The sequence below is a fragment of the Streptomyces neyagawaensis genome (assembly GCF_023516595.1).
In the GTDB taxonomy this organism is placed as follows: Bacteria; Actinomycetota; Actinomycetes; order Streptomycetales; family Streptomycetaceae; genus Streptomyces; species Streptomyces neyagawaensis.
On sequence record NZ_JAMGBG010000097.1, the window covers coordinates 14,422 to 39,974 of the forward strand.

The following is a 25,553-nucleotide window of genomic DNA, read 5'->3' on the forward strand; positions in this document are numbered from 1 at the left end:
CCTGGCAGGGATCTCAGCAGTCCTCACTCTCGCTGGTCGGAGGCGTTCTCCACGGTCGTGACGATCAGTCGGACAGCTCGGGTCCGGCGGCGCTGCGGAGAGTGCTGATCATCGCCAGGACGGTCTCGTTCGCCGGTGGCTGGACGCGTTCGGCGCCGCCGTGGGTGAGGAGGCGTTCGATGTCCTTGTCCTTTGCGAAGGGCTGCAGGTGCTCGTCGAGGTCCAGGCTGTAGCCGTTTCGCCCACCCGGGTTCCCCTGTACTCGCTCGAAGAACGCCGTCAAGATCCGCCAGGCCTCCGGCTCCGACGTCAGCGTGTGGAAGAAGGCGCGGTGCCGGCTGCGGACGATCAGGAGCACCGCGAGCTGGAGCCGGAATTCTCGGCTGAGGGGCTGTGTCCCATGGGCCTGGAAAACCGCCACGGCCATGTTGAAGACGTTGATGTACCGCTTGAGCCGGCGCGGGTTGACGCCGAGACCGCGCCGCAGCAGTTCCCAGAAGAAGGAGTCGTCGGCCAGTTCGGAGAGGTAGGGCCCGAACGCCTCCCGCAGCGTGTCGAACCCCACGTCGGGAAGGAAGAAGGGCAACTGGACGATCTTGTCCAGGTAGGCCATGCCGGACACGACGTCCGAGGGCGCCCCCTTGAGCGCCTCGTCGAACTTGTTCGTGGCGACCGCCGCCAGTACGTCGAGATCGAGCGCCAGGACGAAGACGCACTGCGACTGCGCGAAGAAGAGCTTCAAGGACTCCAGCACCGTCATCGCTGATTCCGGCGTGCACCGGTCCAGGTCGTCGACGAACACGACGAGACGGCCGTCCTCACCGACGAATTCGCTGACGGCTTCGGCGAAGTCGAATTCGAAGCGGTTGACCTGCCGGTACTGCGCGGAGTCCTCCTCGGCGAGGCCCTCCAGCATCTTGTCGACCTGCTCGCCCTTGACCACACCACCCGTGGCGAGCGCCGCCGCCGCGCCCAGTCCGGCCCGTACGGAGAGCCAGGTGGCGGCTCTGGCCAGCTTCTTCGCCTTGTCCTTGAGTGTGTCCTCCTTCTCCATCTCGGAGAGGATCGTGTGCAGCAGGGCCGCCCACACCTCGACCTTGCGGTCGTACTTCCAGGGGTTGAACCAGATCGTCCTGGTCCGGGTCGCCTCGAAGCGCCGCTGCCACAACTGCAGGAAGCTCGACTTTCCCGCGCCCCAGGAACCGAAGACTCCGACGGTCAGCGGCAGCGGCGTGGCCTGTTCCACGGCCTTGTGCAACACGTCGACGTACGGTCCGAACCGGAACGAGTCGTCCTCGGGGTTGCTGACGGGATTGTCGGTCAGGGGACGCAACAGAGATTCTCCAGTGCTTTCGAGGGGAGACGCGGCCTTCGGGTGACGATTATTCAGTTCGGTGGTCACGCTGTCAGCGGAACGGAGAGCCGTCGTCACAGGTCGTGCCAGTGCCAGGGGGCCGACGGTGTTCCGTCCGGTTCACGGCCGTGCGGGAACGCCCGCCGGAGTTGGGGGTCGAGACTCAGGGCCAGCGAGAAGCACCCGGAGTCCGCTACGACGGCGGCGAGTTCGGCGACCTGACGATGCGCACCGACGTCGCGCATGGCGCTGGGTGCCCTCGCCCTCGGCCATGGCCCGGGCGAGCCGGGGATCCTCGGCGGCGCCGCGCCTCGGGCGACCAGTGAGCGTGGGCCGAAGGTGTCCACCCGCACGCGCAGGCCCGGGCCGGAGCGCGCTGCTCCAGGGCCTCGACCGGGTGGGACCCCGGACGCTTCGATTGCGTTCCGGCCCGCCGACGCCGATCGGTGCCCGCGGCCGAGCGCCCCATGTCGCCGGCGGCGGCGTGCCGGTGCGCCGGTGGTGGTCCGGGGCTCGTGCGGCCCGCCGCGGCCATCGTACGCATGCCGGGTCTTTCCGCGCCTTTCCGGCGGTTCAGGTACCGGCCCCCGGCCCCACCCCATCCCCCTTCAGTCGTTCCAGGTCGGACGGGCGGACCTGGATGGCGAGGACCGCTATGAGCGCGGCGACCACCGTGAAGATCGCGGCCATGACGAACGCAGCCGAGACGCCGGCGGTGAGGATCTCGTCGCTGTAGGGCGGCGGGAGTTGGCCGGTGCGTTGGAACTGGAGGCGTTCGAGCGGGGTCGCCTGGGAGAGGAAGCGCGGAATCTGTTCCTCCGCCTCGTTCGTGCTGGCCGTGCCGTACATGGTGACGAGGATGGACAGGCCCAGGGAACCACCGACCTGCTGGGTGGCGTTGAGGAGCCCGGAGGCCGCGCCGGTCTCCTCGGTGGCGACGTTGGACAGGGCCATCAGGGTCAGGGAGACGAACTCCATGCCCATGCCCAGGCTGAACACCAGCATCGGGCCGAGGACGCTGCCCGCGTACGTGGAGTGCACGTCGGTCAGGGTCAGCCAGCCCAGGCCCGCCGCCGCGAGGATCGCGCCCACCACCATGAACGGCTTGGGCCCGTACACGGGCAGGAATCGCGACGCCAACCCGGCGCCGATCGCGATCACCGCGCTGACCGGCAGGAACGCGAACCCGGTGGCCAACGGGCTGAAGTCCAGCACGTTCTGCACGAAGAGCGTCAGGAAGAAGAACATGCCGAAGATGGCGGCGGCGAGGCACAGCATGATGCCGTACGTGCCCGCGCGGTTGCGGTCGGCGAACATGTGGAGCGGCGTGATCGGCTGCCGGGATCTCTTCTCCACCAGGACGAACAGCAGCAGGAGCACCACGGCGCCCGCGAACGACGCCAGCGTCAGCGCGTCCCGCCAACCCTCCTGCGCGGCGCGGATGAACCCGTACACCAGGAGCACCATGCCCGCGGTGGAGGTCAGCGCGCCGGTGACGTCGAAGTGGCCGGGGTGCCGCTCGGACTCCCGGATCCAGCGGGGGGTGGCGAGCACGATGAGCAGGCCGATCGGCACGTTGACGAACAGCACCCACCGCCAGTTGAGCCACTCCACGAGGACACCGCCCGCGAGCAGCCCGATCGCGCCGCCGCCCGCCGAGACCGCCGCGAACACGCCGAACGCCCGGTTGCGTTCGGGGCCTTCGCGGAAGGTCGTGCTGATCAGGGCGAGGGACGTCGGGGACGCGATGGCGCCGCCGACACCCTGGAGGGCGCGGGCGGCGAGGAGTTGACCGGCGTTCTGGGCGAGGCCCCCCAGAAGGGAGGCCAGGACGAACAGCAGGACGCCGAAGATGAAGACGCGGCGTCGGCCGAGGATGTCACCGGCCCTTCCGCCGAGCAGCAGCAGACCGCCGAAGGTGAGCGTGTAGGCGTTCACCACCCAGGCCAGGCTGGTGGTGGAGAAGTCCAGGGAGCGCTGGATGTCCGGCAGCGCGATGTTCACGATCGTGATGTCGAGGACGACCATCAGCTGACAGGAGGCGATCACCAGCAGCGCCATCGCGCTCCCGCCACCACCTGATTCCCGGGTGGTGGTCTCTACTGGGGAGGTCGACTGGGGATCGCTGCTCATAGCGTGTCGCTCGGCACTCATCGGTGGACGGAACGGTCCACTCATGCGTCCGTTGTTCGACCGTACGCCCGCGCCATGCCCCTCACCACTCGGGTCACCACGCGGATCAACGCTCGGCCCACCACTCGAATCGCCACTCCAGCGCCTGCCCCGACCGCCGAGCGCCGGCCGCGCCGCTCGGCGCTCCGCCGTGGACGCACGCGTCTCCGCCACGGGGGAAACTCGCGGGGGAACCTCGGGTTCGAAAACCTGTACCGGCGCGCGGACGGTGAGGGCTATGCTCGCCGCGATGACGACTCATTCCGTTGACAGAATGGGGGTCCCGTCCGCGCAAGGTGAGTGCTGATGCTCACTCATGTCGCGAACGGGGATTCCCGACTCTCCTTCTGGTCGCGCGTGCGCCGGTTCGCCGTGCCACCGTCGATGATCGAGACCGCCACCGCCCGCCGCGAGGTCGGCGACTGGGCGGGGGCCTGCGCCGCAGCCGGCATCGACCTCGACCTCCATCCGCGTACCGTCGCCCTGCGCCACGGCCAGGACGTCGCCGCCCGGCTACGGGCCGACCTGCGGCATCTCGCTCCGGACCTGCTGCGCTGGCACCTGCCGAGGATCGCCCCCGACGGGCTGCTGCGGCCGGGGCTGACCATCACACTGGCCCGGTACGGAGCCGAGGGGCGCGCGGGCCCGTACCCGGTGCACCTGGTGGTGCGGACCCCGCCCGCCTGGGCGGACGCCGGCCAGCGGATCGGGCTCGCGCTGTGGGACGGATCCGCCGGGTCCCGCGCGGCGCCCGACGCGTGCCGCCACCCGCATCCCCGGCCCAGCCGCCGCTACCGACTCGATCTGCACCGGCATCTGTGGGACGCCCGCAGGGCCCCCGAGCTGCGCCCGCGTTCCGGGGCCGACCAGCCGTCCGCGGACGGCCCGGTCCTGGCGGGCGGGGAGGCGTCGGGCGCCGTGTCACCGGAGTACGGCTGTGCCGTGGGCCGGTGGGCGGACGAGGCGCGGATCGTGCTGGCCGCCGAGGGCCGGTCGGACGGGCCCGTCCTCGTACGGCTCGGGGCGCGGCGCCGACTGCTGCTGCACCTCGACGGCGGCTCGGACGGCGCCGGATCACCCGCCCTGCGCATCGAGGTGGCGTCCGACGGGGAGGGGGCCTCCCTCCCCCTGCCGGTGCTGCCCGACGCGGCGACCTGGGTGCCGCCCGATCTGGAGTTGCTGCGCTCCGGGGCAATCGACGGGGACCGGCTGCATCCGCTGGTCGCCTCGGCGCTGGTCCCCGGCCATGTGCCCGTCGGGCCGCCCCGGGCGGCGGACCCCGCCGGGGAGCCGCGTGTCGTGGAGTGCCGGGGGGAACGGCACCGGATCGGGCTGGTCGACGGGGTGCTCGCGCCCCTGGACCACGATCCGGACGAGATCCGTCGGGAGGAACTGCTCGTCGCGCTGACCGGCACTCCCCTGCCCTGCCTCCAGGCGATCGACCGGGCGCACCGCCGCCCGGACGGTCTGTCCGGCGTGCGTGAACGGCTGGACCACGGGGACACCGCCGGTGCGCTGGCCGTCGTCGAGGGTCTGCTCGGTCCCGAGGCGGTACTGCGCGACGGCCCGCTGCGGGACGAACTGGAGGCGGCCGCCCGGCGGCGGATCACCTACGGGCTGTACCGGTCGGGGCTGATGGGGCCCAGCCCGGAACGCATCCGCCTGGACGACCGACGCCGCCCCACACGCGCCCGCCGCTCACGCGACGCGCTCTTCTACTGACCTCTCCGCATCCCCCTTCCTTCCGGGCCCCGGCCCGTCCCACCACACACTCACAGGTGATCACACATGACGACTTACGCACCCTTTGCTCCTGTTTCTCCTTCCGTGGAGTCCTTCGCCTCCCCACTCGACGTGGCCGACGCCCTGCTGACCCTGTTGCGCGACACGACCACCGAACCCCGGCCCGACACCCAGCTGGAGGCGCTGACGCTGGCCGTCGCCGCCGATCTGCCCGTACTGCTGTGGGGTGAGCCGGGCATCGGCAAGACGGCGGCGCTGACCCAGCTCGCCGCCGCGCTGGACCTGCCGTTGACGACGGTGATCGCGAGCGTGCACGAGCCTTCCGACTTCTCGGGCCTGCCCGTCGTGGGCGACGACCCCGCCGAGCAGGGGGTGCCGATGGCCCCGCCGGACTGGGCGGTGCGCCTGGTGCGGGCCGGGCGGGGCCTGCTGTTCCTGGACGAGCTGTCGACCGCCCCGCCGGCCGTGCAGGCCGCCCTGCTGCGGCTGGTGCTGGAGCGGCGGATCGGCACGCTCCAACTGCCGCCCGAGGTGAGGATCGTGGCCGCCGCCAACCCCCGGTCCTCGGCGGCCGACGGCTGGGAGCTGAGCCCGCCGCTCGCCAACCGGTTCGTGCACCTGCGGTGGACCCACGACCACGAGGTCGTCGTCCGGGGTCTCGGCGGAACCTGGCCGCGCGCGACCCTGCCCCGGCTCGACCCGGAGCGACTCCCGGAAGCCGTGGACCACGCCCGCCGCGCGGTGTGCGGGCTGCTCGCCGCCCGCCCCAAGCTGGTGCACCAACTGCCCAGCAGCGAGAGTCGGCGGGGCGGCGCCTGGCCGTCGCCGCGCAGCTGGGAGATGACCCTGCGGCTGATCGCCTTCGCCACCGCCTCCGGGGTCTCCCGTGACGTCCTGTCCCTGCTGGTCAGGGGCACCGTCGGCGACGGTCCGGGGCTGGAGCTGCTGGCGAGCCTGGACCGCATGGAACTGCCGGACCCCGAGGTGCTGCTCGCGGACCCGGCGGGCGCGGTGCTGCCCGAACGGGGGGATCTGCGTCAGGCGGTGCTGGACGGGGTGGTGGCGGCCGTGCGGGGGCGCCCGGAGAAGTCCCGCTGGGACGCCGCGTGGGCGCTGCTGGTCCGGGCACTCGAAACGGGCGCCCCGGATCTGGTGGTCGTCCCCGCGACGACGCTCGCCTCGCTGCGCCAGAGGGACTGGGACGTGCCGGCGGAGATCGAACAGCTCGCCGGAGTGGTCACGCTGTCCCGGCGGGCGGACGAGGCGGCGAGCCGCGCCGCCGCGGCGACGAAGGTCCGCCGATGAGCGCCGGCCCGACGAGGGCGCGCCTCGACGCGGCTCTGGACCGCGACAAGCTGTTCACGGCCAGGCTCCAGGCGGCCAGGGCGCGGCCCTATCTGGCGACGGCGCTGTTCGCGCTGCATCCCGTCGTGTCGCGGCAGGTGCCCACCATGGCCGTCGACCCGCACTGGCGGTGCTACGTCTCCCCGGCCTTCGTGGACCGCACACCGGTGGAGGAACTGGCGGGCGTCTGGGTGCACGAGGTGTCCCATCTGCTGCGCGACCACCACGGGCGCGGCGACCGGATCGCCAAGGAGCTGGGGCTGACCGGCCGCGGGGACCGGCTGCGGATCAACATCGCCGCGGACTGCGAGATCAACGACGACGCGTTCGGCGACGGGCTGGTCAAGCCGGAGGGCGCCGTCGAGCCGGCGACCCTGCGGCTGCGCGAGGGGCTGCTCATGGAGGAGTACCTGCGGCTGTTCCGGCTCGGGCCGCTGATGAACGATCTGGCCTGGCTGGACTGCGGCAGCGGCGCCGACGGGCTGGAGCGGGAGTGGGACCTCGGCCCGGACGGGGCGCACGGCCTGAGCGAGCAGGAGAAGGACGGGGTCCGGTTCCGGGTGGCCCAGGGCATCAAGGGGCGCCCGGGCAACGCTCCGGAGGGGTGGCGGCGCTGGGCGGAGGACGCGTTCCATCCGCCACAGCCGTGGCGGGAGTTGCTGGGCTCGGCGGTGCGTGCGGCGGTCGCCGTCGCGGGCGGGGGCGACGACTACACCTATGGCCGGCCGTCCCGGCGGTCGACGGGCGTGCCGGGGGCGGTGCTGCCGAGTCTGCGGCGGACCCCGCCCCGGGTCTCGGTGATCATCGACACCTCAGGGTCGGTCAGCGACGCCGAACTGGGCAGTGCGCTGCTGGAGGTGGCCGCGATCTCCCGTGCCGTGGGCGGGAGACGGGACCTGGTCACCGTGGTGCCCTGTGACGCGGCGGCCCGGATCGCCCATCCGCTGTGCCGGGCGGAGGGCATCCCTCTGATGGGTGGCGGGGGCACGGATCTGCGGAGCGGCTTCGCCCGGGCGCTGCGGTCGCGGCTCCGGCCCGATGTCGTCGTGGTGCTCACCGACGGTCAGACACCGTGGCCGTCGAGCCGGCCCGCGTGCCGGACGGTGGTGGGCCTGTTCCCCCGGCACGGCCACTCCTGGGACGAGGACGACCCCGACTACGTGCCTGACTCACCGCCGGACTGGGCGCGGGTGGTCGAGATCGGGTAGGGGGCGGCGGTGTCCGGAAGGTCCTGGGCCGCCGGGCGCGTGGGCAGGATCAGGTGCAGCAGGGGCCCCGCCATCGCCGTCGTGACGAGGGCCATGACGACCATGGAGGAGTACAACCGGTCGTCCAGCGCCCCGAGTTGGAGACCCACGGTCAGGATGACGAGTTCGGTCAGACCGCGGGTGTTGACGAGGACGGCGAGCGCCGCCGCCGGACGGCCCGGCAGTCCGGTGGCGCGGGCCGCGCCGAACGCCCCGATGAACTTGCCGCTGACGGCCACGACGAGGATGAGGGCCAGTTCGGTCAGGTCGCCGCCGTCCATGCCCGACAGATCGACCTTCAGGCCCGCGACGACGAAGAAGACGGGCAACAGCAGAAGGTCGTTGAGGTGCGAGACCCGCTCCGTGACACGTTCCGATATCCGCCCCGGAGAGGCGGGCACCTGAGCGGCGGCGTCCGGTCGGCCGTCGCCCATGTCGCGTGTGTCGCCCGTGTCGCGCGCGGCGCGTCTCGGCATGATCGCGCCGAAGAGGAACGCCCCGAAGATGAAGTGGAGTCCGATCCATTCGGTGAAGGCCGCGGACGCCAGCAGACCGGCCAGGGTGACGACCGTCGAGGCGGAACGGCCCCGGTCCGCCGCCCATCGCCCGGCCAGGAAGCGACGCAGCGCGGGTCCGACCGCGGTGAACATGAGCAGCGCGTACGGCACGAACAGCAGCAGGAGCCAGTGCGATCCGGTGGCCGCCCCCGCTATCGCCACGACCGCGGCGAGCAGGGTCCAGGCCAGTACGTCGTCGATCGCGGCGCAGGCCAGCGCGACGGCACCCAGCCAGGTGTGGCGGATCCCGCGGTCCGTGAGGATGCGGGCCAGCACCGGGAACGCGGTGACGGACATCGCGGCGCCCATGAACAGCACGAACCCGGTCCGGTCGGCGGTGGGGTGGCTGTCGAACAGATGGAGGGCGAGGAGCGCGCCCAGCCCGAAGGGCAGGACGACGGAGCCGGCGGCGACGGCACCGGCCACGGCCCGGTGCCCGCGCAGGAGTCCGGTGTCGAGTTCCGCGCCAACGGTGAACATGAAGAGGGCCACGCCCAGGTTGGCCAGTGCGGCCAGGAAGGGCCGGACGTCGTCGGGGAAGAGGGTGCCCGAGACGGCCTCGCCCAGCAGCGTCGGGCCGAGCAGGACACCGAGGAGGACCTCGCCGATGACGGGCGGCTGCCTCAGCCGCCGGGCCAGCGCGCCCGCGCCGAACGCGAGCAGGGAGATCAGGGCGAGGGCGAGGAACAGCGTCGTCAGCTGGTGGTTCGTCACAGGGAGAACGTCTCCCCCGCTCCCTCACTCCAACCCGCTCCCTCACTCCAACCACATGACAATGAAAATGATTATCGATAAGGTGAGCATGTCAACCCGGGCGCCTCCCTGCCGAGGCGCCGTCGGGCTGCCCTGACGCCTGAACCACACCGCACGAAAAGGGGAGCCGTGGCTCATCTGTTGGTGGTCGAGAGCTGGGTCGGATCGATGAGCAGGCTGCTGCCACGGGCCGTTCGGGAAGGCGGACACGAGTTCACGTTCCTCACCCGCGACCTGCACCACTACCTGCGCTCGGCCCCCGAGGGCACCGCGCACCCCCTGCTCGGCGCGCGCAACGTGATCACGGCCGACACCAACGACCTGGACACCCTGCTGCCGGAGGTCGAGCGGCTGCACGCGGTGTTCGGCTTCGACGGGGTCATCTCGTCCTGTGACTACTACCTCCCGACAGTCGCCCGGATCGCCGGACATCTCGGGCTGCCCGGCCCCGGCCCTGAGGCGGTCCAGAACGCCTGCCGCAAGGACGCCACCCGTCGCGTCCTCACCGACGCGGGGGTGCCGGGACCGCGCTTCGCCGTCCACGAGGAGTGGGCCGATCTCGCGCGGGCGGCACGGGAGATCGGTTATCCGCTGGTCGTGAAGCCGGTCGACCTGTGCGCGGGCATGTACGTGCGCCGCGTCGACGACGAGAGCGAACTGGCCGCCGCCGTAAGCGCGTTGGCCGACTTCCCGCTGAACGCGCGCGGGCAGCGGCGGGCGTCCTCCGTTCTCCTGGAGGAGTTGCTGACCGGCCCCGAGGTGAGCGTGGAGACCGTCTCGTACGCGGGGGCGGTGCACGTCGTCGGGGTGACCGACAAGAGCGTCGGCGGGGCACCGGCGTTCATCGAGACCGGGCACATGTTCCCCGCCGGCCTGTCGTCGGCCGACGCGGACGCCGCCGAGCAGACGGCGCTCGGCGCGCTCAAGGCCCTCGGGTTGACCGACGGCGTCGTGGCGCACACCGAGATCAAGCTGACGCCGGACGGACCCCGTGTCGTCGAGGTCAACCCGCGGCCCGCCGGGAACCGCATCACCGAGCTGATCCGGCATGTCACCGGCATCGATCTCGCCGCTGCCGCCGTCGAGGTCGCCCTCGGCCTCGCGCCCGATCTGACGCACCGCGGGACCGGGCTGCGCAGCGCGGCGGTCGGCTTCCTCGTGCCCGAGGTGTCGGGCACGCTCGACGCCCTGGACGACACCCCGTTGCGGGGCGCCGCCGGTGTGCTGGAGGTGCAGCTCGCCGAGCCGGGACGGCCGGTCAGGTCGGCCGGCAGCAACAACGAGTACCTCGGCCACGTCATGGTGGGCGACCCCCACGGGCAGGGCGCCCGCGCCCTGGTCGAGGCGCTGCTCGGCGAGTTGAGCGCCGGGCTGGTGATCCGGTGACCACCGCCACGACGGCCCGCGCGGCCACGTACGGGGAACTCATGGAGCGGGCCAGGGCCGGAGAGCTCGGTCCCGACCCGAGAACCCTGCGGATCGCGGTGGCCTTCGCGACCCGGCAGGCCGTACGACACGACGGGCGCGGCACCGGCTACCGCAACGAGGTGCTCAGCCTGCGGCTCGCCGGTGCCGTCGGCTCCTGCGCGGTCGAGCCGGGCGCCCTGCCCGACGCGGCGATCGACGACTGCGTGGGCGCCGACGTGGCCCGGCTGCTGGACCATCCGCTGGCGCCGGTGCGGGTGGCGGCGCTCGACGCCTATCTGATGCACATCACCCCGCACACCCCCGGGAACGGGGCGCGTCCGTTCCCCCTGCCGGCCGGCACTTCCCTGGAGAAGTCCCGGGCGCGGGCGGACGCGGTCGTCGACCTGCTCGACCTGCCGGCGGGCTCGACGGTCCTCGTCGTCGGGGTCGTCAACTCCCTCCTGGAGGCGTTGCGTGCCCGTGCGCTCCGGTACGTGCCGTGCGATCTCAAGGGCGGTGTGACGGAGTGGGGCGACGAGGTCGTCACCGACGCGCTCGACGCGGCCGGCGGCTGTGACGCGCTGCTCGTCTCCGGGATGACGCTCGGCAACGACACGTTCGAACCGCTGCGGCGCCACGCCCTTCGGCACAGCAGCCAGCTCGTGATGTTCGCGCAGACCGGCAGTGCGGTACTGCCCCGCTTCCTCGGGCACGGGGTGAGCGCCGTGTGCGCCGAGCCGTACCCGTTCTTCTGGCTGGACGCGGGCCCCGGTGTCCTGCACCGCTACCGCCTGGAGTGTCCTGGCCCAGGAGGTGGCCGGTGACCTCGCCGACCGTTCTGCGTTCCGTCGCCCGGCCGGAACTGCTGTCGCTCGTCGGACGTACACCGCTGGCGCGGATCACCGCCGACCTGCCCGGCCCGCAGCCCGGTTTCTGGGCCAAGCTCGAAGGGCTCTCGGCGGGCGGCATGAAGGCGCGGGCCGCCGTGTCCATGCTGCTGGGGGCCCGCGAGCGCGGTGAGCTGCGCCCCGGCGCCCCGGTCGTGGAGTCCACGTCCGGCACCCTGGGCATCGGACTGGCCTTCGCCGGTCAGGCCCTCGGGCATCCGGTGGTGCTGGTCGGCGACAGCGAACTGGAGCCGTCCATGCGGCAGTTGCTGCGCTCCCACGGCGTACGGCTGGAGCTGGTCGACCGGCCCGCGCCGCACGGCGGCTGGCAGGCGGCCCGGCTCGCCCGGCTGCGGGAACTGCTCGCCGTGCTGCCCGACGCGTACTGGCCCGACCAGTACAACAACCCCGACAACAAGGCCGGTTACGCCTCCCTCGCGGCCGAACTCGCCACGCAGCTCGACCATGTGGACATCCTGGTGTGCAGTGTCGGCACCGGCGGGCACAGCGCGGGCATCATCGGCCCGTTGCGGCGGCACTGGCCCGCGCTCGGTCTGATCGGCGTCGACTCCACCGGCTCCACGATCTTCGGGCAGCCGGCCCGGCCGCGGTTGATGCGCGGGCTGGGCAGCAGCATCCATCCGCGCAACGTCGCCTACGAGGCGTTCGACGAGGTCCACTGGGTGGGTCCGGCGGAGGCCGTGGACAGCTGCCGGCGGCTCGCCCGCGGGAGCTTCGTCAGCGGCGGCTGGAGCACCGGGGCGGTCGCGCTCGTCGCCGCGTGGGCGGCCCGTGTCCATCCGGGCGCCGTCGTCGCGACCGTCTTCCCCGACGGGCCGCACCGCTACCTCGGCAGCGTCTACGACGACGACTTCGCCGCCGCCCACGGCATCGACCGGACCACGGCGGCCGTACGGCCCGTGGAGATCCCGCATCCCGGCGCGACGGAGGCCGTCGGCTGGGTCCGCTGCCGCAGGGTCAGCGACCCCCTGGCCGCACCAGCCGTCCCGCCCGAACCCGCCCCTGCCCCGTCCCCCTCTCGCGTGCCCGCCCCTGCCCCGTCTCCCCCTCGCGAGACCGCGCCTGTCACGTCCCCCTCTCGCGAGCCCGCTCCCGCCTCCACCGCCGCCGCAGCCGAATCGGCCGAGGCCCCTGCCGTCCCGGCGGGCGGCCGGCGCCGGAACGTCTCCGCCCCGCCCGTACCGGAAGAGAGTCTGTGAAGGTCACCCAGCGCACCGTACGGCTCGATCTCGCCGAGCCGTTGCGCATCTCCCGCTCCACGATGGCCGCCCGCGAGGCGGTGTGGCTGACCGTCGAACACGACGGGCTGCACGGCCACGGCGAGGCCGTCACCAGCGTGTACTACGGCCTCGACGCCAACACCGTCGGGCGGCTGTTCACAGCGGTCGCCACCGAGCTGGAGCGCCTCCCCGATCCGGAGAGCGCGCTCCACGCGCTGACCGACGGTGAGCCGGCGGGCTCGGACACTCCGCCGGCCGTCACCGCGGCCGTGGACGCCGCACTGCTCGACCTCGTCGGGAAGCGGGCGGGCAGCCCCGTACACCGGCTGCTCGGCGCGCCGGCCGCCCCGGTGGCGGCCACCGCCCGGACCATCGGGATCACCGCGCCGGCGCGGGCCGCCGCCGAGGCCCGCCGACTCGCCGCGAACGGCTTCCAGGTCGTCAAGATCAAGGCCGGCGCGCCCGATCCTGAGGACGACCTCGCGCGTGTGCGGGCCGTGCGGGACGCGGCGCCCGGCGTGCGGCTGCTCCTCGACCCCAACGGCGCCTGGACGGCGGCCCGCGCGGACGCCCTGCTGCCGCGCTTCGCGGAACTGGGCGTCGAGGCCGTCGAGCAGCCCCTCGTCCCGGGCGACCCGGAGGCGCTGGCCGCCCTCGCCGAGCGCTCGCCGCTGCCGGTGATCGCCGACGAGGACGCCGTGAGCGCCGAGGACGTACGGCGGCTCGCCGGGCGCGTCCACGGGGTGAACGTCAAGCTCGCCAAGTGCGGCGGCGTCCACGCGGCCCTGGGGATCGCCGCCGCGATCGAGGGCAGCGGCACCGACCTCATGCTCGGCTGCCTCACCGCCAGCAGCCTCGGCCTCGCCCCGGCAGTCCACCTCGCCGACCGGGCCCGCTGGGCCGACCTCGACGGACATCTCCTCCTCGCCCATGACCCGTGGACCGGCATCGGCGGCCACGACGGGGTCGTCCGGGCAAGCGACCTTCCAGGACTGGGAGTTCGGCTCAGGAAGGAGGTGCATGGTGCGGACGTGGCATGAGATACGCCGTTTCCCGTTCGCCGTGCGCCTGCTGCTGGTCAACCAGCTCGGCGTCAACATCGGCTTCTACCTCCTGATCCCCTACCTGGCCACCCATCTCACCGAGAACCTGGGCATGTCGGCGGCTCTCGTCGGTGTGGTCCTCGGGGTGCGCAACCTCAGCCAGCAGGGCCTGTTCATCATCGGCGGCTCCGCCTCCGACCGGCTCGGGGCACGGGGCGTCATCATCGCCGGGTGCGCGCTGCGGACCGTCGGGTTCGGGCTGTTCGCGCTCGGTGACGGACTGGCCGTGCTGCTGGCGGCGTCCGTGCTGAGCGGGCTCGCCGGGGCGCTGTTCAACCCTGCGGTGCGGGCCTACCTCGCGCAGGAGGCCGGGGAGCGCAGAGCGGAGGCGTTCGCGCTGTTCAACGTGTTCGCGACGACGGGTGCCCTGATCGGGCCGCTGCTGGGCAGCGCGCTGCTGCTGGTGGACTTCCGCACGTCCGCGCTGACCGCCGCCGGGATCTTCGCCGTGCTCACCGTGGCGCAGGCCCTCGTCCTGCCCGCCCGCAGGGTGGAGGCGAGCGGGGGCGGTGTCCTCGGGGACTGGCGTGAGGTGCTAGGCAACCGGGCCTTCCTCGCGTTCGCGCTCGCCATGGTCGGCATGTTCACCCTGGAGAACCAGCTGTATCTGCTGTTGCCCGCCGGGGCACGCGAGGCCACCGGCTGGGACGGCGCGGCCGGTCTCGTCTTCCTCGTCGGCACCCTCGCCAACCTGGCGCTCCAGCTCAGGATCACCACGGCCCTCAAGTCGAGGGGGAACAGGGGGCGTTGGATCGCGACCGGGCTCGCCGTGATGGGGCTGGCGTTCGTGTCGCCCGCGCTGGGGGCGGGGGTCGGCCCGGGCGGGTGGTTCGACGCCGTGCCCGTGCTGCTGGGGGCGCTGCTGCTGTACCTCGGGATCATGGTGGCCTCCCCGTTCGTGATGGAGCTGATCCCCCGCTTCGGCCGCCCGGAGCTGACCGGCACCTACTTCGGTATCTTCTACGTCGTCTCCGGTGTGGCCGCGGCCGTCGGCAACGCCGTCGTCGGCTGGACCATGGACGCCGGGCAGAGCACCGGTCACGGCTGGCTGCCCTGGCTGTGCTGCGCCGTGTTCGGACTGGTCTCGGCGACCGGGATCGCCTGGCTGCACCGACTGGGCGCGCTGCCCGCCACCCCGGCTCCCGTCTCCCCCACCCCGGCCGGCGAGCGGAGCAGCGCGTGACCGCGTCGCGGGAGCAGAAGACCGTCGGCCGGGCGGCGACCCGGAATCTGCTCACCGACAACCCCGAGCTGTACGAGGCCCGTTTCCCCGACCCCGAGCGGCTCGCGGGGCGCTGGGCGGAGGACTGTCTGCGCCGTCACGGCGCGGGCGCGCGGGTGCTGGACATGGGCTGCGGCACCGGCCGCGACGCCGCCCGTCTGCACGACGCCGGCCGTACCGTGACCGGCGCCGACCTCTCCGGGGCGATGCTGGCCCACGCCCGCGTCCACCATCCGGGACCGGCGTACGTCCGGGCCGACCTGCACGGCTTCGACCTGGGGCGGGCCGTCTTCGACGCCGTCGTGTGCCTGGACAGCTCCCTGCTGTACTGCCACACCGGCGACCAGCTCGACGGCTTCCTCGCCTCCTGCCGCCACGCGCTCGTCCCCGGCGGGCTGCTGGTAGCGGAGATGCGCAACGGCGCCTACTTCCTGGGCCGCACCGATCTGCTCGACACCCCGACCGTCGACGGCTTCACCTGGCGGGGCACCGCCTACCGGTCCACCACCACCCTCACCGTGGACCGCACCGCCCAGCTCCTGCGCCGGGTCCGGGTGTGGACCTCCGACGACGGCGCGCCGCCCCTCGAACAGCGCTCCGCCTGGCGGTTGTTGTTCCCACTGGAACTGCGCCACGTCCTGGCCGCGCACGGCTTCGAGGTGCTCGAACTGCACGACGGGCCGGGCCCTCGCACCGAACCGCCTTGGCGAGAGGGCCAGTTGCCCGGCAGTACGACGGACGCCGACCGGCTGCACCTCGTCGCACGGCTCACCGCTCCCCGCTGAAGACCACCCGCACGGCTCACCGCTCCCGGCTCAAGACCACCCGCACGACGCACCTCCCCCCACTGACCTTCGTCGCGCGCCTCCCCCCTCTCCCATCCACCACCACACCCCAAGGAACCTCCATGCACGACGAACGTTTCCCCGGCCTGCGCCGCCGCGGTTTCCTCACCGCGACCGGTGCCGCCACACTCGGCGCGCTCGCCCTGACGGCGTGCGGCGGGAGCGGTACCGACTCCGAGGCGGGCGGCGGCGACGGCGGTACGCCGAAGCGCGGCGGACGGCTGCGTGCCGCGTTCGCGGGCGGCGGCGCCAGCGAGACCCTGGACCCGCACCTGGCGAACCTCTTCGCGGACGTCGCCCGCGCCAAGGCTCTGTTCGACAAGCTCGCCGACTACGGCGCCGACCTGTCCGCGCAGCCGCGCCTCGCCACCAAGTGGGAGGCCAACAGGACGATGGACCGCTGGCAGGTCACGCTGCGCGAGGCCACCTTCCACGACGGCAGGCCGGTGACCGCGAAGGACGTGCTCTACAGCTACCGCCGTATCGCCGACCCGGAGAAGGCGTACCGCGCCAAGGCGTCCCTGGAGCCCATCGACCTCGACGCGAGCCGGGCCACCGGCGAGCGGGGCATCGAGTTCGTGCTGAAGCGGCCGACCGCCGAGTTCCCCAATGTGCTGGCCGCGTTCGGCGCGTACATCGTGCCCGAGAACGCGGGTCGGAAGGCAGGCGACTTCGACAGGAAGCCCATCGGCTCCGGCCCCTTCCGCTTCGTGTCCTTCACACCCGGCCGGTCCGCCGTCCTGCGCCGCTACGACGCCTACTGGGAGGGCGCCCCGCACCTCGACGAGTTGGAGTTCGTCGTCGCCAACGAGGAGTCCGCCCGGGTCAACGCGCTCCTCGGCGGGCAGGTCGAGTACGCCCACGAGCTGAACCCCACCACCGCGCGCGCCCACGAGGGCAAGGGGCAGATCGAGATCGTCCGGCTCCGCAACAGCGCCATGCAGGGGTTCTGCATGAAGACCGACCGGGCGCCCTTCGACGACAGACGGGTCCGTGAGGCGTTCTTCCTGATCGCCGACCGGAAGGAACTCGTCGACGGCGCCCTGTCGGGGGCGGGTGTCGTCGGCAACGACCTCTTCGGCAAGGGCTACGAGTACTACGCGGCCGACCTCCCGCAGCGCGAGCAGGACCTGGACCGCGCCAAGTCCCTGCTGAAGCAGGCCGGCGCCGAGAAGCTGAAGGTCCGGCTGGACACCTCGGCCGTCGCCGCCGGGTTCACCGAGGCGGCCGGCATCTTCCGCGACCAGGCCGCGAAGGCCGGTGTCACCGTCGAGGTGAGGATGGGCAGCAAGGACTCGTACTGGAGCGACATCCTCGACTCCGGCACCCTCGCCTGCTACCGCTCCGGCGCCATGCCCATCGAGGCGCACATCTCGCAGCGGCTGCTGACCGGCTCCACCACCAACGCCACCCAGTGGCGGCACAAGGACTTCGACGCGCTGTACCGGCAGGCCCAGTCCACCCGTGACCGGGCCGAGCGGGCCGCCGTCTACCAGCGAATGCAACGCCGTCTGTACGCGGAGGGCGGGTTCCTCATCTGGGGGTTCGCCGACTGGATCCTCGGCACCGCCAAGAACGTGAAGGGAGTGGAGACCGGGGCCCCCGCCAACACGCTCGACTGGGCGCGCTTCGACAAGGTGTGGCTCGCGTGAGCGGAAGCGGACTGCGCTCCTTCGTCGCCCGGCGGCTGCTCCTCGGCGCCGCGCAGACCGTGGCCGTGGTGCTGCTGGTCTTCGCGCTCACCGAGGCGCTGCCGGGCGACGCGGCCATCGCCCTGGCCGGGGACCAGCCCGACCCGGAACGCGTCGCCGCCATCCGGGAGGCCCTGCTCCTGGACCGGCCCGTGCTGGAACGGCTCGGGGACTGGGCGGCCGGACTGGCGCACGGCGACTTCGGAACCTCCCTGGCATCCGGCCGCCCGGTGAGCCGGTACATCGCCGACGGCTTCGGCCCGACGCTGCTGCTGGCCGCGCTCACCGTGGCGCTGCTCGTGCCGATCGGCTTCGGCCTCGGTGTGCTGGCCGCGCGGCACGAGGGCGGGCTCGTCGACCGTCTCGTCAGCGGGCTGACGCTCGCCGTGTACGCGGTGCCCGAGTTCGCCCTCGGGGTGCTGCTGGTGACGGTGTTCGCGCTGCGGCTGGGCTGGCTGCCGCCGACCGCCGTCGGCTACGGCACCGATCTCCTCGCCCATCCGGCCGCGCTCGTGCTGCCCGTGCTGGTGCTGCTCTCCCGGCCGGTGTGCTCCCTGGTCCGTCTGGTGCGCGCCGGCATGGTCGACGCCCTCGCCTCCCCGTACGCGGCCCACGCCCGCCGGTACGGCGTACCGGGCGCCCGGGTCCGCTACGCCCACGCCCTGCCGAACGCGCTCGCCCCCGCCGCCCAGCAACTCGCCCGCACCGTCGACTGGTTGCTGTGCGGTGTCATCGTCGTGGAGGCCCTTTTCGTGGTCCCCGGACTCGGCACCGTCCTCCTCAACGCCGTCGCCGAACGCGATGTGCCCGTGGTGCAGGGCCTCGCCGTGGTGTTCGGCGTGCTGACGGTCGTCCTCAATCTGGGCGCCGACGTGATCGCCCACCGGCTGGCCCCGCGCGCGGGGGTGGCCGCGTGACCACGGCCTCCCCCACGCCTCGTGCCACCGCCGGGCGGCGTACGGGCCGCTTCGCGCTCGGTGTCGCGATCATCGCCGTCCCCCTCCTCCTCGCCCTGCTGGGCCCGGTGTTCGCGGGTGAACCGGGCCCGCGCGCGGTGTCGTTCACGCTCGGCGGCGGGCACTGGCTGGGGACGGACTTCGTGGGCCGGGACGTATGGCGGCAGGTGCTGCACGGCGGGCGGCCCGTCGTGCTGACCGCGCTCGGTGCCGGTGTGCTCGCCTATCTCGTCGCGCTGCCGGTCGGTCTGGCTGCCGCCCTGACGCATCGGCGGTGGCTGGAGGAGCTGCTGATGCGGCCCCTGGACGTGCTGATCGCCGTGCCGTCGCTGCTGCTGATCCTGCTGGTCGCGTCGGTGTTCACGCCGGGGGCCGTCGGGCTGGCCCTGCTGGTGGCGCTGGTCAATGTGCCGGACGCGGCACGGCTGGTCCGCGCCGCCGCCACCGAGGCCGCCGCCCGGCCGGTCGTGGAGGCGCTGCGGCTGCAGGGCGAGAGCTGGTGGCGCACCGCGTTCGGCTGCGTCGGCCGTGGCATCCTGCGCACCCTGGGCGCCGACGCCGGGACCCGCCTCACCGGGGTGTTGTACCTGGTGGCCACGGCCGCGTTCCTCGGGGTGGGGGTGGAGCCCGACGCCGCGGACTGGGCGGTGATGGTCGACCGGAACCGCACGGGGCTGTTCGTGCAGCCGTGGGCGGTCGTCGTGCCCGCGCTGCTGATCGTCGCGCTGACCACCGGCACCAACCTGCTGTTCGACGCCGCACTGGAGAGAACCGCACCGAGGACGCCCGGTGCGCGCCGGGGACGGAAGGAACGACGGCCGTGAAGCGGTACGACGACGAGGACGGCCGGTCCGCCGGGGAGCCCCTGGCCGAGATCGTGGACCTGCGGGTCGAGGTCGGCGGACGGGTGATCGTCGACGGGGTGGGGCTGCGGGCGCTGCCCGGCCGGGTGACCGCGCTGGTGGGTGCCTCGGGCAGCGGCAAGACCACCACCGGGTTGGCCCTGCTGGGTGAGTTCCCGGCGGGCGCGCGGGTCACCGGCCGCGTCCGTGTGGCGGCCGGCGGGCCGGTGGGGTACGTGCCGCAGCACCCGGCGGCCGTCCTCAACCCCGCCCGCCGGGTCTCGGCGCTGCTGATGGACATCGCCCGCGCCCAGGTGCGGGACCTGCCCCGGCCGGCACGCCGGGCGGCTGCCCGCGAGCGGGTCCTGCGGGCCCTCGCCGACGCGCAACTACCGGATGGGGAGACGCTGTTGCGGCGGTATCCGCATCAGCTGTCCGGTGGTCAGCAGCAGCGGGTCGTCCTCGCGCAGGCCCTGCTGCTCGGCGCCCGGGTCGTCGTGGCCGACGAGCCCACGACCGGCCAGGACGCCCTGACGAAGAGCCGGGTCGTCGACCAGTTGGCGGCCGTCGCGGCCCGCGGCTTCGCGGTGGTGCTGCTCAGCCATGACCTGGACGTCGTCCGCGCGCTCGCCGACGAGATCCACGTCATGCGGGCCGGCCGGATCGTGGAGTCGGGCCGGGCACAGCGGGTGTGGCTCGCGCCCCGACATGAGTGGACCCGCGAACTCCTCCGGTCCAGGCCCTCGTTGCCGGACACGACGGAGCCGGACCGTCCCGAGGACGCGACGGAGAAGGGCCGTCCCGAGGATGCGGAGGAGCAAGGCCGCCCCAAGGAGGGGGCGGAGCCAGACCGTCCCGAAGACGCGACGGAGCAGGGCCGTCCCAAGGCCGCAGCGGTGCCCGTGCTGCGCGTGCGGAACCTCATCGCCCGGCACCGGGACGGCTCCCGGCGGGGGGCGGCCGTGGCCGTGCGGGCATCCGAACTCGCCCTGTACGCCGGGCAGTGCCTGGCCGTGGTGGGCCGGTCGGGCAGCGGCAAGACCACCCTCGCCCGCTGTCTGGCGGGGCTGCACCGCGACCACGACGGCGAGGTCCTCCTCGACAGCGCTCCCCTGCCGCGCAGCCTCCGGGACCGGCGCCGGGATCAACTGGCGGCCGTGCAGTACGTGTTCCAGGACGCCCGCGCCGCCTTCGACGAGCACCGCCCGGTGCTGTCCCAGGTCGCGCGGACGGCGGTCCGGCTGCGCGGCGCCGACCCCGGCGCGGCGGAGGCCGAGGCGCTCACCACGCTGGCCCGCCTGGGCCTGCCGGCGGAGCTGGTGCGCCGCCGCCCGGCCCGGCTGTCCGGCGGGGAACTCCAGCGCGCCGCCCTGGCCCGTGCCCTCCTGGCCCAACCGCGCGTCCTCCTCTGCGACGAGATCACCTCCGGGCTCGACACCGTCACCCGGCGGGGCATCCTCGACGTCCTCACCGCACTGCTCGACGGCGACGACGGCCTCTCCCTGGTTCTGATCACCCACGACCTGGACACGGCGGCCGTCGCCCATCGCGTCGCCGTCCTGGACGACGGACAGATCGTCGAACAGGGCCCCACTCACCGGATCCTGACGGCGCCGCGCCACCCGTTCACCGCCTCCCTCACGGCCGCAGCCGCACCACGGGGACGTGCCACGGGCCCAGGGTGACGAACCTCATCAGCCGTCCTCCCGGCGGCCCCGTCCCCCGCGTCCAGATGCGACGCGAGGGACGGCGGCCGCAGGGGCGGCGAACGGACGGACGCGGGTGTCGCCGTTCCCGCTCAGCGGATCTCGGCGAGGAGGTCTCCGCCCTCCACCTGCTGGATCCGGTTGATGGCGAGCCGGGACACCCGTCCGCCCTTCGGGGCGGTGATCGCGGCCTCCATCTTCATGGCCTCGATGGTGGCGACGGTGGCGCCGGACTCGACCTCGTCGCCCTCGGCGACCGCGAGGGTCACCACTCCCGCGAACGGGGCGGCGACATGGCCGGGGTCGGAGCGGTCGGCCTTCTCGGTGGTGGGGATGTCCGAGGAGGCGGCGACGTCACGGACCTGGATGGGCCGCAGCTGGCCGTTGAGGGTGGCCATCACGGTGCGCATACCGCGCTCGTCGGCCTCACCCACGGCCTCCAGGCCGATCAGGAGCCGCACACCGGGCTCCAGGTCGACGGCGTACTCCTTGCCGGGGCCGAGCCCGTAGAAGAAGTCCTTGCTGTCGAGGACGCTGGTGTCGCCGTACGTCTGCCGGTGCGTCTCGAACTCGCGGGTCGGGGCGGGGAACAGCAGCCGGTTGAGGGTGGCGCGCCGGTCCTTCTCCAGGCCCTCGCGGTCCTCGTCGGTCAGCTCCTGCACGGGCTTGGCCTCGCCGCGGCCCTGGAGGGCCTTGGTGCGGAACGGCTCGGGCCAGCCGCCGGGCGGGGTGCCGAGTTCACCGCGGAGGAAGCCGATGACGGAGTCGGGGATGTCGAACCGGTCGGGGGTGGCCTCGAAGTCGGCCGGTGCCACCCCGGCGCCGACCAGGTGCAGGGCGAGGTCGCCGACCACCTTCGACGAGGGGGTGACCTTCACGAGGTGGCCGAGGATGCGGTCGGCGGCGGTGTACATCGCCTCGATGTCCTCGAAGCGGTCGCCGAGGCCGAGCGCCACGGCCTGCGTGCGCAGGTTGGAGAGCTGGCCGCCGGGGATCTCGTGGTCGTAGACACGGCCGGTCGGTGAGGCGAGACCGGCCTCGAAGGGGGCGTAGATCTTGCGGACGCTCTCCCAGTAGGGCTCCAGGTCGCCGACGGCCCTGAGGTCGAGGCCGGTGGGCCGGTCGGAGTGGTCGGTGGCGGCGACGATCGCCGACAGGGAGGGCTGCGAGGTCGTCCCGGCCATGGACGCCACGGCCCCGTCGACGGCGTCGGCGCCGGCCTGGATCGCGGCGAGGTAGGTGGCGAGCTGGCCGCCCGCGGTGTCGTGGGTGTGGATGTGGACCGGCAGGTCGAACTCGCGGCGCAGCGCGGACACCAGCTTGGTGGCGGCCGGGGCGCGCAGCAGGCCCGCCATGTCCTTGACGGCGAGGACATGGGCGCCGGCCTCGACGATCTGCTCGGCGAGCCGCAGGTAGTAGTCGAGGGTGTAGAGCTTCTCCGCCGGGTCGGACAGGTCGGAGGTGTAGCAGAGGGCGACCTCGGCGACCGCCGTCCCGGTGGCCCGTACGGCGTCGATCGCGGGCCGCATCTGGCTGACGTCGTTGAGCGCGTCGAAGATGCGGAAGATGTCGATGCCGGTCTGCGCGGCCTCCTCGACGAAGGCGTCGGTCACCTCCGTCGGGTACGGGGTGTAGCCGACGGTGTTGCGGCCCCGCAGCAGCATCTGGAGGCAGATGTTGGGCACGGCCTCGCGGAAGGCGGCCAGCCGCTCCCAGGGGTCCTCGGCGAGGAACCTGAGGGCGACGTCGTAGGTGGCGCCGCCCCAGCACTCCAGGGAGAGCAGCTGCGGCAGGGTCCGCGCCACGACGGGCGCGACGGCGAGCATGTCCTTGGTGCGGACGCGGGTCGCGAGCAGCGACTGGTGGGCGTCGCGGAACGTGGTGTCGGTGACGCCGATGGTCGGCGACTGGCGCAGCCAGCCCGCGAAGCCCTCCGGGCCCAGTTCGACGAGCTTCTGCTTGGATCCGGCGGGTGGCTGCTCGGCGGGCACGGCGGGGATCTTGCCGGCCGGGTCGATGAGCGCGGGCCGCTCGCCGTGCGGCTTGTTGACCGTCACGTCCGCCAGGTAGGTGAGGAGCTTCGTGCCCCGGTCGGCGGAGTGGCGGGAGGTGAGCAGATGCGGGCGCTGCTCGATGAACGACGTCGTGACGCGGCCCGCCTGGAAGTCCGGGTCGTCGAGGACGGCCTGGAGGAACGGGATGTTCGTGGCGACACCGCGGATGCGGAACTCGGCGACGGCGCGCCGGGCCCGGTTGACCGCGGTGGTGAAGTCCCGGCCCCGGCAGGTGAGCTTGACCAGCATCGAGTCGAAGTGCGCGCTGATCTCGGTACCGGCGTGCGTCGTACCACCGTCGAGGCGGATGCCGGAGCCGCCGGGCGAGCGGTAGGCGCTGATGCGGCCGGTGTCCGGGCGGAAGCCGTTCGCCGGGTCCTCGGTGGTGATACGGCACTGGAGGGCGGCGCCGCGCAGGGTGACCGTCTCCTGGGAGAGCCCGAGGTCGGCGAGGGTCGCGCCGGCGGCGATGCGCAGCTGGGACTGCACGAGGTCGACGTCGGTGACCTCCTCGGTCACCGTGTGCTCGACCTGGATGCGGGGGTTCATCTCGATGAAGACGTGGTTGCCGTCGCGGTCGAGGAGGAACTCGACGGTGCCCGCGTTGCGGTAGCCGATCTCCCGGGCGAACCGTACGGCGTCGGCGCAGATCCGGTCCCGCAGCTCCGGGTCGAGGTTCGGGGCGGGCGCCAGCTCGATGACCTTCTGGTGGCGGCGCTGCACCGAACAGTCCCGCTCGAACAGGTGCATGACGTTGCCGTGGCCGTCGGCGAGGATCTGCACCTCGATGTGGCGGGGCTCGACGACGGCCTTCTCCAGGAAGACGGTCGGGTCGCCGAACGCGGACGCGGCCTCGCGGGACGCCGCCTCGATGGCCTCGCGCAGCGCCGCGGGGTCCTCGACGCGGCGCATGCCGCGCCCGCCGCCGCCGGCGACCGCCTTCACGAACACCGGGAAGCCGATGTCGTCGGCGGCGCGCACCAGTTCGTCCACGTCGGTGGAGGGTTCGGAGGACCCGAGGACCGGTACGCCGGCCGCGCGGGCGGCGGCGACGGCGCGGGCCTTGTTGCCCGTCAGCTCCAGGATGTGGGCGCTCGGTCCGACGAACGTGATGCCCGCCTCCTCGCACGCACGCGCGAGTTCGGGGTTCTCGGACAGGAAGCCGTACCCCGGGTAGACGGCGTCGGCGCCGGCCCGGCGGGCCGCGCGCATGATCTCGTCGACGGAGAGATACGCCCGTACGGGATGGCCCGGCTCACCGATCTCGTAGGCCTCGTCGGCCTTGAGCCGGTGCAGCGAGTTGCGGTCCTCGTGGGGGAAGACGGCGACCGTCCGCGCGCCCACTTCATACCCGGCGCGGAACGCGCGGATCGCGATCTCGCCACGGTTGGCGACCAGTACCTTGCGGAGCATCCCTGATCCCTTCGGCCTGCGATGAGGAACACCATGGTCGCGGCAATGTAGCCCACATGCCATGAGAGTCGTGTCACTGAGTGCCAGTATTTTTCGGACTGATGCGGAGGAAGGGATCGAATCCTCGGTGAAGGATGCGGTCGATCCCTGTCCCACAGTGCCATCGAACGCCGGACGGGTGGCCGGTTTCGTATGCGGTGCGCGTGGCTGGTCTCGTACGCGGTGCGCGTGGCTGGTCTCGTACGCGGTGCGCGTGGCTGGTCTCGTACGCGGTGCGCGTGGCTGGTCTCGTACGCGGTGCGCGTGGCTGGTCTCGTACGCGGTGCGCGTGGCTGGTCTCGTACGCGGTGCGCGTGGCTGGTCTCGTACGCGGTGCGCGTGGCTGGTCTCGTACGCGGTGCGCGTGGCTGGTCTCGTACGCGGTGCGCGTGGCTGGTCTCGTACGCGGTGCGCGTGGCTGGTCTCGTACGCGGTGCGCGTGGCTGGTCTCGTACGCGGTGCGCGTGGCTGGTCTCGTACGCGGTGCGCGTGGCTGGTCTCGTACGCGGTGCGCGTGGCTGGTCTCGTACGCGGTGCGCGTGGCTGGTCTCGTACGCGGTGCGCGTGGCTGGTCTCGTACGCGGTGCGCGTGGCTGGTCTCGTACGCGGTGCGCGTGGCTGGTCTCGTACGCGGTGCGCGTGGCTGGTCTCGTACGCGGTGCGCGTGGCTGGTCTCGTACGCGGTGCGCGTGGCTGGTCTCGTACGCGGTGCGCGTGGCTGGTCTCGTACGCGGTGCGCGTGGCTGGTCTCGTACGCGGTGCGCGTGGCTGGTCTCGTACGCGGTGCGCGTGGCTGTTCTCGTATGCCGGGCGCGGGCGCCGGATGAGGTCGCGCGTTGTCGGTAGTGCTCAGCGAAGCGGCACGTCGTCCCCCTGACAAGCACGGGCGCAGCCCCGGCCGCTTTTCAGGGGCGCGGGGCGGTGACACATGCGGCTCCGCCGCGTGGGCGCGAACAACCCCCACCCACCCGCACCCG

At 73.0% G+C, this 25,553-nt stretch carries 17 protein-coding genes and 1 pseudogene; 13 read left to right on the top strand and 5 right to left on the bottom strand.

Annotation, left to right across the window (positions count from 1 at the left end; all coding sequences use genetic code 11):
- Positions 1 to 64: 64 nt before the first annotated feature.
- The 3 genes from M8J73_RS31995 to M8J73_RS32005 form a co-directional block, all read right to left on the bottom strand.
- Positions 65 to 1,333 (bottom strand): KAP family P-loop NTPase fold protein, encoded by a 1,269-nt coding sequence (locus M8J73_RS31995; protein WP_055538149.1) that lies wholly within the window; start codon positions 1,331 to 1,333, stop codon positions 65 to 67.
- A gap of 95 nt (positions 1,334 to 1,428) precedes the next feature.
- Positions 1,429 to 1,599, bottom strand: coding sequence for a hypothetical protein (locus M8J73_RS32000; RefSeq protein ID WP_157873105.1), 171 nt, complete (start codon positions 1,597 to 1,599; stop codon positions 1,429 to 1,431).
- A 328-nt stretch (positions 1,600 to 1,927) separates the two neighbouring features.
- Positions 1,928 to 3,415: an MFS transporter gene (locus M8J73_RS32005; protein ID WP_055538148.1), complete on the bottom strand. Its 1,488-nt coding sequence runs from the start codon at positions 3,413 to 3,415 to the stop codon at positions 1,928 to 1,930.
- 417 nt (positions 3,416 to 3,832) lie between these two features.
- Between M8J73_RS32005 and M8J73_RS32010 the strand changes: the two genes are divergently transcribed.
- The 3 genes from M8J73_RS32010 (at position 3,833) to M8J73_RS32020 (ending at position 7,821) form a co-directional block, all read left to right on the top strand.
- Positions 3,833 to 5,248 (top strand): hypothetical protein, encoded by a 1,416-nt coding sequence (locus M8J73_RS32010; RefSeq protein WP_206187808.1) that lies wholly within the window; start codon positions 3,833 to 3,835, stop codon positions 5,246 to 5,248.
- Positions 5,249 to 5,314: 66 nt separating this feature from the next.
- Complete coding sequence (locus tag M8J73_RS32015; protein ID WP_055538147.1) at positions 5,315 to 6,574, top strand: AAA family ATPase; 1,260 nt, start codon at positions 5,315 to 5,317, stop codon at positions 6,572 to 6,574.
- Positions 6,571 to 7,821, top strand: coding sequence for a vWA domain-containing protein (locus tag M8J73_RS32020; protein WP_055538146.1), 1,251 nt, complete (start codon positions 6,571 to 6,573; stop codon positions 7,819 to 7,821). Before M8J73_RS32015 ends, M8J73_RS32020 begins: the two co-directional genes overlap by 4 nt.
- Here the strand turns inward: M8J73_RS32020 and M8J73_RS32025 are convergent.
- Positions 7,770 to 9,131, bottom strand: a complete 1,362-nt coding sequence (locus M8J73_RS32025) for a cation:proton antiporter (RefSeq protein WP_063799182.1) — start codon at positions 9,129 to 9,131, stop codon at positions 7,770 to 7,772. The two genes, M8J73_RS32020 and M8J73_RS32025, sit on opposite strands and share 52 nt — an antisense overlap.
- Positions 9,132 to 9,299: 168 nt before the next feature.
- On the opposite strand from M8J73_RS32025, the gene M8J73_RS32030 reads away from it, so the two are divergent.
- The 10 genes and pseudogenes from M8J73_RS32030 to M8J73_RS32075 all read left to right on the top strand — a co-directional run bounded on the left by M8J73_RS32030 (position 9,300) and on the right by M8J73_RS32075 (position 21,049).
- Positions 9,300 to 10,556: an ATP-grasp domain-containing protein gene (locus M8J73_RS32030; protein WP_206187807.1), complete on the top strand. Its 1,257-nt coding sequence runs from the start codon at positions 9,300 to 9,302 to the stop codon at positions 10,554 to 10,556.
- A 41-nt stretch (positions 10,557 to 10,597) separates the two neighbouring features.
- Positions 10,598 to 11,401 carry a Rossmann-like domain-containing protein gene (locus tag M8J73_RS32035; RefSeq protein ID WP_055538150.1) on the top strand — a complete coding sequence of 268 codons (804 nt, stop codon included), beginning with the start codon at positions 10,598 to 10,600 and terminating at the stop codon, positions 11,399 to 11,401.
- A pseudogene (locus tag M8J73_RS32040) lies at positions 11,398 to 12,465 on the top strand (PLP-dependent cysteine synthase family protein); the annotation flags it as partial. The gene M8J73_RS32035 and the pseudogene M8J73_RS32040, both read left to right, overlap by 4 nt.
- A gap of 215 nt (positions 12,466 to 12,680) precedes the next feature.
- Positions 12,681 to 13,745, top strand: coding sequence for a dipeptide epimerase (locus M8J73_RS32045; protein WP_249829399.1), 1,065 nt, complete (start codon positions 12,681 to 12,683; stop codon positions 13,743 to 13,745).
- The gene (locus M8J73_RS32050; protein WP_249829406.1) at positions 13,729 to 14,991 is read left to right on the top strand and encodes an MFS transporter; all 1,263 of its coding nucleotides are present in this window, start codon (positions 13,729 to 13,731) and stop codon (positions 14,989 to 14,991) included. Before M8J73_RS32045 ends, M8J73_RS32050 begins: the two co-directional genes overlap by 17 nt.
- The gene (locus M8J73_RS32055) at positions 14,988 to 15,815 is read left to right on the top strand and encodes a class I SAM-dependent DNA methyltransferase (RefSeq protein ID WP_055539905.1); all 828 of its coding nucleotides are present in this window, start codon (positions 14,988 to 14,990) and stop codon (positions 15,813 to 15,815) included. The genes M8J73_RS32050 and M8J73_RS32055 overlap by 4 nt, the downstream gene beginning before the upstream one ends.
- A gap of 122 nt (positions 15,816 to 15,937) precedes the next feature.
- Complete coding sequence (locus M8J73_RS32060; RefSeq protein ID WP_055539906.1) at positions 15,938 to 17,527, top strand: ABC transporter substrate-binding protein; 1,590 nt, start codon at positions 15,938 to 15,940, stop codon at positions 17,525 to 17,527.
- A complete protein-coding gene (locus tag M8J73_RS32065) occupies positions 17,524 to 18,483 on the top strand; it encodes an ABC transporter permease (RefSeq protein ID WP_055539907.1) in 960 nt (319 codons plus the stop codon). Before M8J73_RS32060 ends, M8J73_RS32065 begins: the two co-directional genes overlap by 4 nt.
- Positions 18,480 to 19,346, top strand: a complete 867-nt coding sequence (locus M8J73_RS32070) for an ABC transporter permease (RefSeq protein ID WP_055539908.1) — start codon at positions 18,480 to 18,482, stop codon at positions 19,344 to 19,346. The genes M8J73_RS32065 and M8J73_RS32070 overlap by 4 nt, the downstream gene beginning before the upstream one ends.
- Complete coding sequence (locus tag M8J73_RS32075) at positions 19,343 to 21,049, top strand: ABC transporter ATP-binding protein (RefSeq protein WP_055539909.1); 1,707 nt, start codon at positions 19,343 to 19,345, stop codon at positions 21,047 to 21,049. The genes M8J73_RS32070 and M8J73_RS32075 overlap by 4 nt, the downstream gene beginning before the upstream one ends.
- 113 nt (positions 21,050 to 21,162) lie before the next feature.
- Here M8J73_RS32075 and M8J73_RS32080 read toward each other — a convergent pair whose 3' ends face one another.
- Positions 21,163 to 24,537, bottom strand: a complete 3,375-nt coding sequence (locus M8J73_RS32080; protein ID WP_055539910.1) for a pyruvate carboxylase — start codon at positions 24,535 to 24,537, stop codon at positions 21,163 to 21,165.
- Positions 24,538 to 25,553 lie beyond the last annotated feature (1,016 nt).